This window comes from Acinetobacter sp. UBA1297 (assembly GCF_002307755.1).
GTDB classification, from domain to species: Bacteria; Pseudomonadota; Gammaproteobacteria; order Pseudomonadales; family Moraxellaceae; genus Acinetobacter; species Acinetobacter radioresistens.
On the sequence record NZ_DBUF01000023.1, the window covers coordinates 1 to 16,125 of the forward strand.

General features: G+C 43.0%; 11 protein-coding genes. 6 read left to right on the forward strand and 5 right to left on the reverse strand.

Annotation, left to right across the window (positions count from 1 at the left end; all coding sequences use genetic code 11):
* Window positions 1-341, forward strand: a 341-nt coding sequence (locus tag B3R63_RS10180; protein ID WP_286730914.1) for a CoA-transferase, incomplete at its 5' end; no start/stop codon positions are given.
* Window positions 342-898: 557 nt separating this feature from the next.
* On the opposite strand, the gene B3R63_RS10185 is transcribed toward B3R63_RS10180, so the two are convergent.
* A complete protein-coding gene (locus B3R63_RS10185) occupies window positions 899-1,903 on the reverse strand; it encodes a patatin-like phospholipase family protein (protein ID WP_005016034.1) in 1,005 nt (334 codons plus the stop codon).
* 136 nt (window positions 1,904-2,039) lie between these two features.
* Between B3R63_RS10185 and chrA the strand changes: the two genes are divergently transcribed.
* On the forward strand, window positions 2,040-3,254 hold the full coding sequence (chrA, locus tag B3R63_RS10190) for a chromate efflux transporter (RefSeq protein ID WP_151838908.1): 1,215 nt from the start codon (window positions 2,040-2,042) through the stop codon (window positions 3,252-3,254).
* Between the two features lie 32 nt (window positions 3,255-3,286).
* On the opposite strand, the gene B3R63_RS10195 is transcribed toward chrA, so the two are convergent.
* The 3 genes from B3R63_RS10195 to B3R63_RS10205 form a co-directional block, all read right to left on the reverse strand.
* Window positions 3,287-4,762 (reverse strand): alanine/glycine:cation symporter family protein, encoded by a 1,476-nt coding sequence (locus B3R63_RS10195; protein WP_005024851.1) that lies wholly within the window; start codon window positions 4,760-4,762, stop codon window positions 3,287-3,289.
* A 92-nt stretch (window positions 4,763-4,854) separates the two neighbouring features.
* Window positions 4,855-6,090 carry a sodium/glutamate symporter gene (gene gltS, locus B3R63_RS10200; RefSeq protein WP_005016037.1) on the reverse strand — a complete coding sequence of 412 codons (1,236 nt, stop codon included), beginning with the start codon at window positions 6,088-6,090 and terminating at the stop codon, window positions 4,855-4,857.
* A gap of 612 nt (window positions 6,091-6,702) precedes the next feature.
* Complete coding sequence (locus B3R63_RS10205; protein WP_286730917.1) at window positions 6,703-8,043, reverse strand: DcaP family trimeric outer membrane transporter; 1,341 nt, start codon at window positions 8,041-8,043, stop codon at window positions 6,703-6,705.
* A gap of 386 nt (window positions 8,044-8,429) precedes the next feature.
* Between B3R63_RS10205 and B3R63_RS10210 the strand changes: the two genes are divergently transcribed.
* On the forward strand, window positions 8,430-9,134 hold the full coding sequence (locus B3R63_RS10210) for a nitroreductase (protein ID WP_034671157.1): 705 nt from the start codon (window positions 8,430-8,432) through the stop codon (window positions 9,132-9,134).
* 40 nt (window positions 9,135-9,174) lie between these two features.
* On the opposite strand, the gene B3R63_RS10215 is transcribed toward B3R63_RS10210, so the two are convergent.
* Window positions 9,175-10,383, reverse strand: coding sequence for a multidrug effflux MFS transporter (locus B3R63_RS10215; protein ID WP_005016040.1), 1,209 nt, complete (start codon window positions 10,381-10,383; stop codon window positions 9,175-9,177).
* A gap of 138 nt (window positions 10,384-10,521) precedes the next feature.
* On the opposite strand from B3R63_RS10215, the gene yccS reads away from it, so the two are divergent.
* From yccS to B3R63_RS10230, 3 genes are all read left to right on the forward strand, one after another.
* Complete coding sequence (gene yccS / locus B3R63_RS10220) at window positions 10,522-12,693, forward strand: YccS family putative transporter (RefSeq protein WP_034429048.1); 2,172 nt, start codon at window positions 10,522-10,524, stop codon at window positions 12,691-12,693.
* Window positions 12,694-12,779: 86 nt separating this feature from the next.
* Window positions 12,780-13,340, forward strand: coding sequence for a hypothetical protein (locus B3R63_RS10225; protein ID WP_005016053.1), 561 nt, complete (start codon window positions 12,780-12,782; stop codon window positions 13,338-13,340).
* Window positions 13,341-13,508: 168 nt separating this feature from the next.
* Complete coding sequence (locus B3R63_RS10230; protein ID WP_286730937.1) at window positions 13,509-16,118, forward strand: sulfite reductase flavoprotein subunit alpha; 2,610 nt, start codon at window positions 13,509-13,511, stop codon at window positions 16,116-16,118.
* The last annotated feature ends 7 nt before the right edge of the window (window positions 16,119-16,125 follow it).

A 16,125-nucleotide genomic window follows, 5' to 3' on the forward strand; every position in this document is an offset into this window, starting at 1 on the left:
TGGAAGTTTCCGAACAGGGAGACCTGGCCAACTGGATGATTCCGGGCAAGAAAGTTAAGGGCATGGGCGGAGCCATGGATCTGGTTGCAGGTGTACAAAAAGTCGTAGTACTGATGGAGCACTGTGCGAAAGACGGAACACCAAAAATTGTAAAACACTGTAGCCTGCCACTTACAGGTAAAGGTGTAGTCCACCGGATTATTACAGATTTAGGGGTAATGGATGTCACCGAACAGGGAATCGAGCTGATTGAACTGGCTGAACAGGTAAGTTTTGAAGATATTCAGGCTGTAACCGGAGTCAGGCTCATCAATACAATTTCTACAGAACTGGCAGATTAAAATATTTGAATACAGATATTAAAGTGGTTGTAAACAGCCACTTTAATAAGCTTTGGGAACTAAAAAATTTAATTCAATTAGGATATAAATTTAAAGTGAATAATTAACTATTAAGGACGTGTTAAACTTTGTAAAAAAAAATTAAGAGTGTATCTATAATATATTTTTTTTATATTACATATAAGAAAGGAATCCAAATAATAAGAATTATTCTCTTTTAAATCAATCTATAAAATTGCCTATAATTTCTACAAAATATAAAAATTATCTCCAGTCAGCTAATTTTATAAATAAATTAAATACTTATAAAAATTTTTATTTAGCCTGTATTTATACTGACAATATTTACATAAGTTCTCGAATTAGTTGCATTTTTCAATATACAGTTTGCCAAGCATATTGCAAACTGATCATGAGCTTATCAATGACCCTTTTATTTCACTCCAGAGATCTCAAGGTCATTGTTCTCCTCAGCTGGGATAAGAAAGTCAGATAATGGCTTTCTTAGTTCCCATTTAGGGCCCCTTCACTCTCGCTCCCAACCAGGGGCTCTTTTTTTACCTATTAGTTTTGACAGCAGCCGTATCATTAAGCGCAGTAAGATTTTTCTGGTCGTCTCTCTGCTGGTTGTTATGTTTAGTCTCAATAGCCAGTTCAATCATTTCCAGTTTTTCCAAGGTAGCCTCCCGACCAGCTTGCATGCTGGCTTCACGTCCACGCACATCAAAAATATGGGCTTTTTCACGTAAGTCAGGCTGGATTACTATATCAGCATACTTCAACTCTTCATTAGCTAGCCGGTTCTGCATGATATTAATATTCTGATTAAACAGACCCCAGACATTTGAAGTTTCGGTATGAGTGGGCTGTGCCAGAATATCAACTGCAATAATAATATCAGCGCCCAGATCACGTGCCACCTCAACCGGCACCGGACTGGTCAGTCCCCCATCAACATATTCTTTATCACCAATACGGGTAGGAATAAACATGCTCGGAATAGATGCCGATGCGCGTACTGCCTGTCCGGTATTTCCATAGTTAAATACAGTACGGGCACCCTCTTTGAGTTCAGTGGCTACTGCATAAAAAGGTATTTTCATTTTTTCCAGCGGCATGTTATCAACCTGCTGGTTAATATAGTCTTCAACTTTCTTGCCATCAAAAAAGCCTTTCATATCCAGGGTAATATCGCGTACATCGGTGGCTTTCATATTAAGAGCAATACTCCGCAGCTCTTTTGCAGATTTTCCACTGGCATATATAGAACCTACAATACTGCCTGCACTGGTTCCCACAATAAAATCTGGACGGATTCCCTGCTGCTCCAGAACCTCAATTACCCCTATGTGCGCATAGCCCCGGGCACCGCCGCTACCCAAGACCAAAGCCACAACTGGCCGCTGCTCTACTGTTTTAATCTGAGCAAAAGGAACCTTTTCAAACTGTGCCCGTGCATCAGTGACCATCTGTGCAGCCTGTGGCTCAGATGTTTTAAAATGTTGGCAGCCGGTCAGGCCGACCAGACTCATCCAGAGTAAGCAGAATGTGAGCTGTTTCATGGGCACTTGAGAGATCTGAGTTATTTTTCTGAAAAAGGAATTGTAGAAGTACATTTCAGAAATTGCTGTATAAAATTTATTTAAATTGTCATGATTGGACTCTAAACTCAAGCCATTTGTGAGAAGAATATCGATCATGAATTTATCTGTTCAGTATCTCACTATTTTTCTTATTTTTTTAAAACTGGGTTGTACCTCATTTGGAGGACCAGCTGCACATCTGGTCTTTTTTCACCGCACCTTTGTGGAAAAATATCGCTGGCTGAGTAGCGATGAATATACGCAACTGGTCGCATTAGCCCAGCTTCTTCCCGGCCCTACCAGCAGTCAGGTTGGACTCGGTATCGGTTACTTACAAAGAGGTTATGGGGGTGCACTTCTGGCTTGGCTTGGTTTCACCCTACCCTCTATAATTTTAATGCTGGGCTGTGCACTACTGAGTGTTTCCCTGTCTTCCTGGCTTTCTTCATCAGTTTTTCATATAGTACAACTTATCGTACTGGCCGTCGTAATTTTTGCTTTCTGGCAAATGTTAAAAAACTTCTGTAGTACGGTCTGGCAATTTATTCTGATGCTGACTTCAGCACTTATTATTTATTTTATACCGCTAGCCATGAGCCAGCTGCTGGTGATTATCTTGGGGGGCGTGGCAGGATTATATTGCGTTCATACAGCGAAACTTGCTGTACCAATAGTCGTAAAAGATCAGTCAGAAATACAAAAAAATGTCTCTACACCCTTTCGTGCCTATTATTGGCTGTTGATATTTGTTGGCCTGTTTATATTACTTTTTATCATGCAATGGTGGGCACCTTCTTTTGCTGTACAAATATTTGAAAGTTTTTACCGTTCAGGCTCACTAGTATTTGGCGGAGGACATGTTGTGCTTCCTCTCTTATACCAGGAACTGGTAACGTCCAGACTAATTGAAGAATCAAATTTTGAACTAGGTTATGCCTTTGCACAGCTTGTACCTGGACCTTTATTTACCTTTGCTTCTTACTTGGGTGCATTTTTACCGGTTACTTCTTCTCTATTAATTAATGCAGCGATTACTACAGTCGCCATCTTCCTTCCTTCATTTTTACTGATTTTTGGAACGCTGCCTTACTGGTCTATCTTATTAAGGCAGACAAAAATTCAGGCTGCGGTTTATGGAATCAATGCCGCAGTAGTCGGTTTACTGCTGGCGATGGTAGTACAACTCGGACAAAAAGGTATCCAGCACTGGAGTGATATAATTTTTGTTGGTCTTGTTATTGCTTTACTAAACAGTAAAATTCCGGTTCTATTGAGTTTACCACTCTCATGTTTAGGCTATTTTTTATTTTCACTTTATTTCTGGTCATAAAAAAGCTCCTCGCAAGGAGCTTTAAACAGGTTCTACCAAATATCTGAATCGACTTTTTTCTTGAGTTCCGGATACTTATCTATTTTAAATTCTGGCTCCTTAATGCCTTTTTTAAGCTGAGAGCTATAATCTTTCAATAACATTCGCAAGAAAGGCGTCAGGAGTAAAATAGCAAACAGGTTAATTGTTGCCATTAAGCCCATGGATAGATCCGCCATTGACCAGACCAGTGGTACGCTGGTAATCGCGCCAAAATATACCATTGCCAGTACCAGAAGACGAAATACAAACATGACTTTTGGCTGATTATTGATAAATTGAACGTTACTCTCAGCATAGGCGTAATTCCCGATAATAGAAGAGTAAGCAAACAAGAATAAAATCAGGGCCAGAAAATCATCACCCCAGCTACCGATCTGACTGACCAATGCCATCTGGGTGAGCGTAACGCCCTCAAAACCTGCTTCATGATACAGACCGGAAGCCAGAATGATAATCGCAGTACATGAACACACTACAAAGGTATCTACAAATACCCCAAGCATCTGTACTAGCCCCTGGTCTACCGGATGTTTTACATCTGAAGCAGCTGCAGCATTCGGTGCAGACCCCATGCCGGCTTCATTTGAAAACAGGCCACGTTTGATACCCTGCATCATAGCCATCGATACCATTGCACCAAAAAAACCACCCGCAGCAGCATCAAACTTAAAGGCTTCAGTAAAGATCAGTTTGAATATATCTGGAAGAATACTGAAATTTATTATGGCAATATAAAGTGCAACTGCCAGATAGAGCACAGCCATTAATGGCACCATACGCTCTGCCACGACCGCAATACGCTTGATTCCACCAAAAATAATTGCTGCGGTCATAATGACCAGTACTACGCCAACCCAAGAAACTTCAAAACCCAGTCCACCCAGATCAAGCATAACATTTGCACGGTCCCAGCCCCAGGCATGAGCAGTTGCATCTACAATCGAGTTAGCCTGTACTGCATTAAATACAAAGCCATAAGCTAAAATAAGAGAGAGTGCGAATACAACGCCTAACCACTTCTGCTTCAAACCTTGGGTAATGTAATAAGCTGGCCCTCCACGGAATTGCTGGTTCTGATGATCACGTACTTTAAATAGCTGTGCCAGTGAGGACTCAACAAATGCTGAACTCATCCCCAGAAATGCAGTAAACCACATCCAGAATACGGCGCCCGGACCGCCAATTGCAATTGCAATTGCGACACCTGCAACGTTCCCGACCCCAACCCGACTCGCCAGACCTGTAACAAAAGCCTGAAACGGGGTAATACCATGCTGATCGTCACCTTCTTTACGGCTGCCCTTCATTACACGGATACTGTGTAAGAACAGGCGAATCTGAACTGCGCCGGTCAGAAGCGTATAAAACACTCCAACCACCACCAGAAAGACCACCAGAAAATCCCATAAAGGATCATTAAAGAAACTTACCCAAGCCATTAAACGGGTATTTAGTTGTTCATCCATACAATCTCTTGCTACTCAAATTTGTAAAATATCGCCGACTTCAACCTCAATAAAAAAGCCCCGTATGAGGGGGACTTTTTTATGAATGCCTGTTAAGCAAAGAATTTTAGAATCAGCTGAATCACGGTTGCGTTGATCAGGTCAACAAAGAAAGCGCCACATAATGGTACGATCAAAAAGGCTTTATGTGATGGACCATACATATTGGTAATCGCCTGCATGTTTGCAACCGCTGTTGGGGTTGCGCCCATACCAAAACCACAGTGGCCAGCAGCCAGTACTGCGGCATCATAATTCTTGCCCATTACCCGGAAAGTAATGAAAGCTGCATACAATGCCATAGTTAAAGTCTGTGCGCCTAAAATCACTACCAGTGGGCCTGCCAGATCAGCCAGTTGCCACAGTTTTAAAGACAGCAGTGCCATAGCCAGATAAAGTGACAGTGAAGAATTACCAAAGACATCAATTGCACGATCAAAGATATCAACCTTGAATATACTTTCTAGAACGTTACGCAGAACTACCCCACCGCCCAGGGCCCATACAAAGGTTGGCAGTTCAAACCAGGTACCTTTACTGTAACCTGTCATAAACTCGGCAAAGGCCAGACAGGCAGCGAACATGCCCAAGGTCGTAATCGCATTGTCAGCAGTAATCAGGCGTACCTGATGCGGATTTTCAAAAGGTGCAAGCTCGGGAAAATCGGGTGCAGGATGTGTATCCCGATCATTAATCTGACGCACGGTGCGTGGCTGAGACAGGTTGTATCGGTTAATTAAAAGTTTAGCCAATGGGCCGCCAATAATACCGCCAATAATCAGACCGAATGTTGCACTGGCCATCCCCAGAGCAAGTGCGCCTTGAATACCATGTTCAACTTCCAGGATTTCGCCCCAGGCACCCGCTGTACCATGCCCACCGGTCAGAGTAATTGAACCTGCTATCAGACCGATCAGCGGATCAACTCCCAGCAAACTGGCCAGACTCATACCGACTGCGTTTTGTACTACAATAAATGAAGCAACACAGATCAGGAATACCACCAAACCGATACCACCTTCTTTTAGCTTCATAAAGTTGGCACTTAGGCCAATGGAAGCAAAGAAAATCAGCATGAAGCTGGTCTGTAATTCACTACTAAAAGTAATACTATAACCCCAGAGGGAATGCACAAGTAACGAGACTACCGCAGCAACCAGACCACCGGCCACAGGTTCGGGAATGTTATAACGACTCAGAAAACCAATTTTGTTTACAAGGAAGCGGCCAAGAAGTAAAACAATTACTGCTGCAATAAGCGTGTAAAACGCATTAAAGGTAAATTCCATAAGAAGATCCATCAAATATGGCTAATGTCTTTCTTCATACTTTATTTTATATAAAATGCCGATTTTATAATCTATAGGCAACTTTACTTCAAATAAATTAAAGCATGCTGTAATCACAAGAATGTATCGCGTCTTTAAGTTAAGGATACATGAACTGTTCTATCTAAGAACGGAAAGTATCAAAACTCGACTGTATTACATCTTGTCTTATATTGAAGAAACATGGCCTTTGCATTTGGACCCCCATCCGGGATGCAAAACACAGCAACTTTAATGTATGGGTAAATACATGTTGAAACTGCTGAACAGGCTTAATACTGAGAGATAAACTCATTATAAGCTCCAAACTGTTGAATGAGTTCTTCTATAGAATACTACCTAGAAGTTGACTCGATGGAAGTTAAATTATCTTGGGTGTACAGATTAAAAAATTTGCTGATTATGCAGTTTTTTTTAAGGGATGTCTTGGGGGGATTGCAAATTTATCTACGACCTTAGTCTGACCTTTTTACTTCATTTTTATTAGAATTAGTCGAAAATATAAGAAAAATTCTTATTTGAATATAAAAAAACTGAGGCATATGCCTCAGTTTTTATTTTATTTACAATGATTTAGAAATCATATTTAGCCATCATGCCAATGCGATTATCTTTACCTTTGTCACCGGCAGCGGTTTCACGCTCACCATACACATATTCAGCACCAAAAGTGATTGGTTTAACCGGATTAAACATTACGTTTAACCAGCCTTGTTGTAGCTGATCATTTTGTGAGCCAGTTGCATCATCATAGAATATTGCGCCGTAGCCCAAGGTACTACGCCACTGCGGTGTGAACTTGTAGGTCGCGCCTAAAGACACAGCATTGAATTCATTCAGCTCAATACTATCGCCCTTAGCGGTATAACGGTTTTCTGTGTAAAGCAGGAACTTGTCATCACCCTTAACATGAGAATAATCAGCATTTAAGGTTAACTGGTCAGTTGGTTTAAAGTTGGCACCCACTGCCAGACCCCAGCCTAATTCTGTTTCATCGAAATAAGGCGCTGGTTGATTTGTTGTGCTATTTAAAGCTCTCGCGCGCACTTCCTGTAACAGCGCACGACCAGTTACTACGCCTGCACCATCAGCAAATTTATGGTTAATTTTAGCAGTAGCTGCTGGCAGACGGTTATCATCATTACCTTTTTCCAGACCCAGGAAGTAGCGGGTATTGGCATCTAGAGTATGGCTATAACGTACCATTGGAGTACGGTAGGTTCCGATACCCAGCGGTGCATTAAAGTCGAGCATTTCTGGTGTAGTTTCAGAAGAAAGGAATGATGAAGTAGTCTGACCAAACAACCAGTCATTATAAGTCAGGTAGGCATGACGAATACGTACTGTGTCATTGCTGCTTCCACCACGGAAATCGACTTCAACTTTACCCCCAATATCTGCACCCTGGATTGGAGTTTTAAAATCCACTCCGATACGTGTAGTAGTCGCAGTTGCATCAAACCGATCTTCAGTGGCTTCCTTATCTGACGCATTGTCCAGAGTTACTGTATTAATGCGGTTAAAGATCCCTCTTCCACCTTCAAACTGATAAGCTGCATCACCACGGACAAAACCGTAAAGCTTAACTTCCGCACCATTTGCTGTACGGGCTGTTAAACCGGTTGCAGGCGTAGCAGGTGCCGGCGGGCTGGCATTATTACCAGACTGCTGAGATAAAGGTACAACTTGAGGTGTAGCTTGCAGTGCTGAAGAACTTGCTACAGTATTTTGCCCCTGATTGGAAGCTTGAGGTAAATGCTGGTGAATCAATGCCTTGAGTTCTTTAACCTCAGCACGAAGCTGTTGAAGCTCTTGTTGTTCTGTCATGGCATGTGCCGAGTTCATCATCAGTGCAGCAACTGCAACCGCGAGTCCCTGTGGCAGAAAAGCTTTTCGGCTAGATACTTTGCTCATCCTAATCTCCAGAAATATTATTATGTCCGCATCCGTGCAAGGTTGGCCAGGTCAGCCTGCAAGTTCAATTATGCTATTCCTTAAGTACTGCCAAACTCTTTTAAAAGTACTGCACTTAAATGCTTACAAAAATTAAAATAAAAATGCTAAAATTCCGTTGTTAGTAACATAATGTGTATTACTTAGGGCTAATGTAACAAGTTCTCTTTGTTATTAAAATCAGTTTTAACGTCTATTTTTAAATTTACGATCGTTTTTTGTGATATAAAACACAAATACCTTATTATTCTTAAGGTTATAAACCGGTATATAAAGCTATTATTTTATTTATAAGACTATTGTATATAGTAGAAGTAACTATAAATCAGCCTGAACCCGGTATTTTTATGAACCCTGAGCAAGTTCGCCATGTCGATGAAGCCATCACTTCCCGTCATTCAGTCCGCGCATTTTTATCCACTCCAGTAGACCCAAAACTGATTCGGGATATTCTTTCAGTAGCCAGCTATGCGCCTTCCGGTACCAACACTCAGCCTTGGAAAGTATATGTTGTTTATGGCCAAAAGCGTGATGCTCTAGTTGAAGCCGTATGTCAGGCCCAGATTGAAAGCAGTCAACATCCAGAACTGGCAGCACAATATAAAGAAACTTTTGCCTATTATCCCTCTACCTGGATTTCCCCTTTTATTGACCGGCGTCGTGAGAATGGCTGGGGACTATATGGTTTGCTAGGCATTCAAAAAGGAGAAAAAGAAAAAATGGCTGAGCAGCAGTTACGTAATTTCAAACTGTTCGATGCACCAGTTGGCCTGTTTTTTACCGTTAATAAAATTATGGGAATCGGGTCGAAGATGGATATTTCCATGATGATTCAGAATGTGATGGTTGCCGCTAAAGCTCGCGGTTTAGATACTTGCCCGCAAGCTGCCTGGAATCATTTTCACCCCCTGGTTTTAGAAATTCTGGGCGCTGCGGAAGATGAAGAACTGGTTTGCGCAGTTGCGCTAGGTTACGCAGACCCAGAAGCACTGGTTAATACGTTTATTACTCCACGCGAACCGGTAGAAAATTTTGCAGTTTTTCTGGATTAAACCACAAGAGATCTTTTATAGATTCCTTTAACTTTAATCCTTAAAGAGCTAGAGAGTTTCTAGTTTTAAATATACTGGCCACACCAATTACGATAAAGAACAGCATTACCAGTGCCATATTTAGCAGGGGGCTCCAGAACAGAAAATTCAGGATTAATCCGCCAACCAGGCCACAGGCAAATTGCATACTCCCCATGATTGCGCTGGCTGTACCGGCACGACTGCCTTGCTCGGCCATCGCCAAGGCCATTGCATTTGGTCCGGTAAAACCAATACCCGATACAGCCAGAAACAGTCCTGACATCACAATAGCAAGTGCAGTATCGTCATACAGTCCTGCACCAAGCAGAATAAAAACACCCATTAACTGGAGAATTCCACCAAGCTTTAAACGCTGTATGATCGACATATTTCGGGCCAAGCGTTTATTAATGGATGAAAATAGGGTAATCCCTACAGCATTAAATCCGAAAGCATAGGCAAAGTGCTGCTGACTTAGATGATATTGATCAATCAGGACGGATGCAGCTGAACTGATATAGCAAAACAGTACTGCGCCAGTAAAACAGCCAATCACCATCGGACCACGGAAACTTTTATCCTGAAAAATTGTTTTATATAAACTGAGCACCTGTCTCGCACTTAACTTTAAACGACGTTCAGGTTGCAGGGTTTCCTTAAAAAATAAAGCGACACAAATACAGCAAATTATCCCAATCAGAGCTAAGGCAACGAAAATAGCATGCCATTCAAAATAGATGAGGAGCCAGGCGCCTAAGGCCGGTGCCATAACAGGCGCGATTCCCATCACAATCATCATACTGGCAAAAGCCTGTGCAGAAGCTTGAACATCCAGCCGGTCACGGATTGCAGCACGGGCAATCACAACACCCACACATCCGCCTAGGGCCTGTAATATTCGGCTGAAAATCAGGCTCCATTCACTGGTAGCAAATGCACATAGCAGACTGGCCACGACGTACAGAAGCAAACCAAAATAGAGAGGTTTTTTCCGTCCAATACGGTCACTGACCGGACCATAAATCAGCTGCCCGACAGCAAGTCCCAAGAAATAGGCTGGCAAGGTATTGGCCACCATTTGTGTACTGACGCCAAATTCCTCTGCCATGCCGGGTAAAGCCGGCAGATACATATCGATCGAAAGCGGGCCTAAAGCAGTCAGCGAGGCCAGCAGCATCAGCCACGGTAAGCTGTAGTGCGAACGACTATTATCCTTGGATAGGTCCATAGATGATTGATGAATTTATAAGATTAAAGACAAGCTTACACGCTCCATAGTATGATTTGTCATAGTGATTCGTGAAGTTTCACATTATGCAGTGTCTTTGAATAATTTTTATACAACCTGTTCTTAAAAAGGTGTCGATTGAAAGCTTGGCTTACCCGTGTTCAGCAGGCCACGTACAATACGTCCTTCATGTATAACGTGCGCATGATTATTGCCTTTACTGCAACCGCATTTGTGCCTTATCTGCTGGGTCAGCAACTGGCGACCATTCCTTTAACTTTGGGTGTAGTCGCGGCTGCACTAAGTGATATTGATGACCGTTTTTCAGTCAGGATTATGAATCTGGTCTATACCTATATTGGGTTCTTTATCACGGCTGCTTCTATCCAGTTTCTGTTTCCCTATCCAGTCCTGTTTGCAATCGGGCTGATCATTTCCTGTATTGGCTGGATATTGCTCGGTTCTCTGGGCCGGCGTTATGCCACTATTTCATATGGGTGTCTGGTTATTTCAGTTTACTCAATGCTGGGAGTACACCTGTTTGATCACTGGTATAGCCAGCCTTTGCTCTTGGTCGCAGGCGCAGTCTGGTATGGAGTGATTTCAACCATCAGTTTCCTGCTATTTCCAGTACGTCAGGTACAGGATAAACTTTCCCAATGCTATTCGGCACTGGGTGATTTCCTGTTTGCCAAATCTGCCCTGTTTGATGTTGATATGACACCCGACAGCTATCAGCAAAGTATGATTGACCTTTCACTTGAAAACGGCAAGCTTGTGGGTATATTCAATGAAATGAAAACTGCCCTGCTCACCCGGTTAAAAGGTGACCGGGGTCAACGTGATACCCGGCGCAGTCTGCACTATTATTTTGCGGCTCAAGATATTCATGAGCGGGTTGACTCAGCTCATATTGACTATCAGAAACTGGCAAAAATCTTTGAACATAGTGACATCTTGTTTCGTTTTCAGCGCATTCTCACTATTCAGGGCAAGGCCTGTAAAGACTTGGGTGAAAGTATTTTAAAGCGGACGACGTACCAGCATAACCGCCGCTTTAAGCATGCATTTGAAAATCTGCGTATTTCATTAGAGAAGCTGCGGGATGAACAGCATTATGATCAGGTATGGGTAAATGCACTGTTTGCCTTGTATCGCAACCTGAAATCGATTGATGCCCAGCTGCGCAATGTTGAAACTGAACGTTATGTAGTTGAAAGAAGCAGATACCTTGAAAACCAGCTTAAAGATGATGATTTAAAAGGCTGGGATGATATTGTAATTCGTATCAAACAGCATCTGACACCAGAATCTGTCCTGTTTCGCCATGCTGTGCGTTTATCAATTGTACTGTTTATAGGGTATGTGTTCGTACAGCTCACCAATATTCAATATGGTTACTGGATTTTGCTCACCGCCCTGTTTGTAAGCCAGCCCAACTTTAATGCTACCAAGCGCCGCTTACGTTTGCGTATTGTAGGTACACTGGTCGGTATTATTATTGGATATGCCATTTTATATTTTGTACCTTCAATAGAAGGCCAGCTTTGTTTACTGGTATTAAGCGGCGTTCTGTTTTTTGAGCTGCGCAGTAAACAATATGCCCAAGCTACTGCATTCATTACCATCTTAGCCCTTATCAACTTCAACTTGGACGGAATGGGATTTACCGCCGCCTTACCGCGTATGATAGATACCCTAATCGGCTGCGCGCTGGCATGGTTCGGTGTCAGCTTTATCTGGCCTGACTGGAAATTTCGCCGATTGCCACGCAGTATTCAGCGAGCACTCAGTGCACAGTGCGACTATTTAAATGAAGTCGTTCAGCAATATCATGAGGGCCGTAACAATGGTTTAACCTATCGGATTGTTCGCCGTAGCGCGCACAATACCGATGCTGAAATGGCATCTCTCATTTCTACCTTGGCAACTGAACCCGATTTTGATCCGTTACAGAAAAGTCGGGCATTCGAATTTTTATGTCTGAGCCATACCTTTTTAAGTTACATCGCAGCATTAGGTGCTCATCGGGAACAGGTAAAAGACCAAGAGATTCTTAAACTGCTAGATCAGGCTTTAGATGACATACGCGGCGCTCTGTTACGTGATGAGACACCAGACCTGAGTGCCCAGAATATACTTATTGCAACTCGCGAACGTCTCAGACAAAATCATGAAGAAGATCAAAAGTCTCTGATTATTCTGCAACAACTTTCACTAATGCTCAGTATTTTGCAACAGCTCAGTACGCTCAAGCAAAGCCTTAGCAATGAGCAGGATAATGCTGCGACCGAATTGGCTTCCTTGTAATTCAGTCTTAAATTGGCACAATATACTCCCTGAACGGGCAGAATTAATGCTAAACTTTGAAGAGTTTACCATTCATTATTTGCACTATGAACGCGAAAAATACTTATAGCTATACTTTACAGCCGGTCAATTACGAAGTTTCAGAAGCCGAACAGCGTCAGGTTCAGTTGCTGATCTGGCGTAGTACCAACAAGATCGGTATGAAAGCCTGGGCCATTATGGGCGTAATTGCCGTTCTGGCTATTTTGGGGATTATCTTTCTTAAAAACTACTCAACCATTTTCTGCTGGGTAGCTCTGGTTGGTGTAGCGCTTTACCTGCTGGTACGCAAATATGGTCTGGAGTGGTATGTTAAGCGCAAAATGACTGAATTTCCGGTTCAGGAAATCAAGGGAATTCGTTTGGGCGTTCAGCCACATGGCATTGTTATGCGCCAGAAAATGGGTATGCAGGAAGGTGTAGGAACCATCGGCTGGAAAGATGTTTATGAATGGTATGATGCGCCGGACTTTATTCTGATGAATTTTAAAGTAAAAGATCAGCCAGGTGCATATATCCTGCCAAAGCGTATGGACAGCAAGAATTTCTCTTTTGCCGTTATTCGCAAGCATCTCAAAGAAGCGGTGGGTGAACCTAAAACCATCTGAGTATTTTAAAATTCAGAGTTAAAAAACCTCCTGCTTATGGAGGTTTTTTATAAATTACTTAAAATAAATGATAATGAGAATGTCTATTAATCGCAAAATCCATTTTATCTACTTAATTTTTGTTTATAATCGGTGCCATTCTTGGCACATGATAATTCCACTACGCACATGTTTAAAAAAACATTTTTCCAAGTTCACTGGTTTCTGGGGATTACTGCGGGGCTGATTCTCTCGATTATGGGAGTAACGGGAGCAATTTACTCCTATGAACAGCAAATCTTAAAATGGATTAATCAGGACAGTTATGTAGTTCAGGCCGAACAACGTGACAAGCTGACACCTGCCGAGCTGTATCAACATTTCCATCAGCAGTCGCCTGAACTTAAAATTAACAGTATTACAGTCGACACTGATCCAGCTGCTTCTTCTACAGTCAATATCGAGAAAAAAGGAGAGCGCCGCGGTTATAACATGATGGTAAACCCCTATACCGCAGAAGTTCTACCTGAAATTCAAGGACGCAAGTTTTTCCAGTTTATTCAGCAGCTGCACCGTAATCTAACAGTAGGCCCGGTCGGCAAACAGATTACCGGTGCCTGTACATTAATGCTGATTTTCTTTGTGCTAAGCGGACTCTATTTGCGCTGGCCCAAAAAACATTCATGGCGTCAGTGGTTTTTCATTAAACCCCGCTTAAAGGGACGCAACTTTATCTGGGATTTGCATGCCGTAGTTGGGACTTGGGTAGTGATCTTCTATCTGATTTTGGCCTGTACCGGCTTATTCTGGTCATATGAGTGGTGGCGTAATGGTATGTTTAAGGTACTGGGTGTAGAACGTGAACAGCCTGCTTTACAGGGAGGTAACCAGCCACGAGGGCAAGAAAAAGAATTGCAAGCGTCTACCGGTAGAAGCGGTGGACAGCAGACAGGTGACCGTGAAGCTGATCGTAAGCGTGGTCAGGGCCTTCCTCCCGAACAGGTTCAATTGGCACTGACTCAAGCCTGGACAGGCTTTAATGCACAAATTGGACGTGAATATTCAAGTCTGACCCTGACATTACCTAAAAAACCGGATGGTAAAATTGAGCTGTCCTTTACAGATGCTGTGCCTCAACATGAGCGCGCCCGCAATAAAGCAGTCTTCGATTATCGGACGTCTCAACTTGAAAATCTTGAGCTTTATGAAGATAAAAAGCTGAATGAAAAAATCATGAGCAGCATGTTACCCGTGCACCGGGGCAGTTTCTTTGGATCGGTTTATCAGTTTTTGGTTATGCTGGCAGCACTGGCCATGCCACTCTTCTTTGTTACAGGCTGGATGCTGTATTTAAAACGCCGCAAGCAGAAAAAACTGACACAGGCTGCACGTAACAGCAGTACTGCTCATTCTATTGATCCGAATGCAAAATCCTGGCTCATTACCTATGCTACTCAAACCGGTATGTCTGAACAGCTGGCGTGGCGTACTGCAACCAGCTTACAAGAAGCCCGACAACCGGTTACTGTCAAACCGATACAGCAGCTGCATGAGGCTGACCTTAAACAGGCAGAGCATGTATTATTTGTAGTGAGTACCTACGGTACTGGTGAAGCTCCAGATCTGGCCACTGGTTTTGTTAAAAAGCTAATGAAGAGTGATCTGGATTTAAGCCACTTGAACTATGCTGTTCTGGCCTTGGGCTCACAGGAATATCCTGACAGTTATTGCAGCTTTGGGCATGAGGTGAATCACTGGTTAAAACGCTCTGGTGCTCATCCCCTATTTGATGTCATTGAAATTAATAATGGCAGTAATGAAGATATTCAGCGTTGGAATCAGGCCCTGGCTCGGGCTACCCGGCTTGATTTAAGCAACATGAATATTGAAAAAGTATTTGACCAGTGGATACTGGATAAGCGCGAGCTGCTTAATCCGGGCAGCTTGGGTCGTCCGGCCTATAATGTCGAGCTGAAAGCCAAGCATGATGTAATCTGGCAGGCGGGCGATATTGCCGAGATACAACCGGGCAATAGCCAAGCACGTATTCAAGACTTTCTGAACCAGCATCAGCTGGATGGCAATACGCAAGTAAATTCAATAAATATGAGCCTTGCAGAGGCTTTATGGGATCGTGACCTGACCGGAACGGTTGAAGTCTTTAATAGCGTTGATCAGTTACTGGAACAGTTACCTGCCCTGCCTTCACGCGAGTATTCGATTGCCAGTATACCTTCACAGCAGGTTTTGCGTCTGGTGGTACGTCAGTGTGAAGGAGCAGATGGTCTTGGTTTGGGGTCAGGCTGGCTGACCAAGCATGTACCCTTACACTCACCGGTGGCACTACGCATTCGTACCAATGAATCTTTCCATCTGATCGATGATAATCGTCCAATTATCTGTATTGGTAATGGAACAGGTATCGCAGGACTGATGAGCCTGCTGCACAGCCGTGTACGCCAAGACTATACGCAAAACTGGCTGATTTTTGGTGAGCGCCAACGCAACTGTGACTACTTCTATCAGTCTACCCTAGAAGCGTGGCAAACTACAGGTATGTTGCAACGTCTGGATCTGGCCTTTTCACGTGATCAGGAGCAGCGTATTTATGTACACCATATTTTACGTGAACATAGCGAAGAGCTAAAAAGCTGGATTGAACGTGGCGCAGTAATTTATGTCTGCGGCAGTATTAACGGAATGGCAAGCGATGTAGATCAGGCCCTGATCGATATTTTGGGTGAATGCTGTGTGGATGATCTTCGCCAAAATGGCCGCTATCGCCGTGATGTTTATTAAACTTTAG

Excerpts from the sequence above, each read along its gene's own strand:
- B3R63_RS10210 (WP_034671157.1), top strand. The coding sequence starts at position 8,430 with ATGAACCCTGAGCAAGTTCGCCATGTCGATGAAGCCATCACTTCCCGT.
- B3R63_RS10185 (WP_005016034.1), bottom strand. The coding sequence starts at position 1,903 with ATGAAACAGCTCACATTCTGCTTACTCTGGATGAGTCTGGTCGGCCTG.
- gltS (WP_005016037.1), bottom strand. The coding sequence starts at position 6,090 with ATGGAATTTACCTTTAATGCGTTTTACACGCTTATTGCAGCAGTAATT.
- B3R63_RS10215 (WP_005016040.1), bottom strand. The coding sequence starts at position 10,383 with ATGGACCTATCCAAGGATAATAGTCGTTCGCACTACAGCTTACCGTGG.
- chrA (WP_151838908.1), top strand. The coding sequence starts at position 2,040 with ATGAATTTATCTGTTCAGTATCTCACTATTTTTCTTATTTTTTTAAAA.
- B3R63_RS10195 (WP_005024851.1), bottom strand. The coding sequence starts at position 4,762 with ATGGATGAACAACTAAATACCCGTTTAATGGCTTGGGTAAGTTTCTTT.
- B3R63_RS10205 (WP_286730917.1), bottom strand. The coding sequence starts at position 8,043 with ATGAGCAAAGTATCTAGCCGAAAAGCTTTTCTGCCACAGGGACTCGCG.
- B3R63_RS10230 (WP_286730937.1), top strand. The coding sequence starts at position 13,509 with ATGTTTAAAAAAACATTTTTCCAAGTTCACTGGTTTCTGGGGATTACT.
- B3R63_RS10225 (WP_005016053.1), top strand. The coding sequence starts at position 12,780 with ATGAACGCGAAAAATACTTATAGCTATACTTTACAGCCGGTCAATTAC.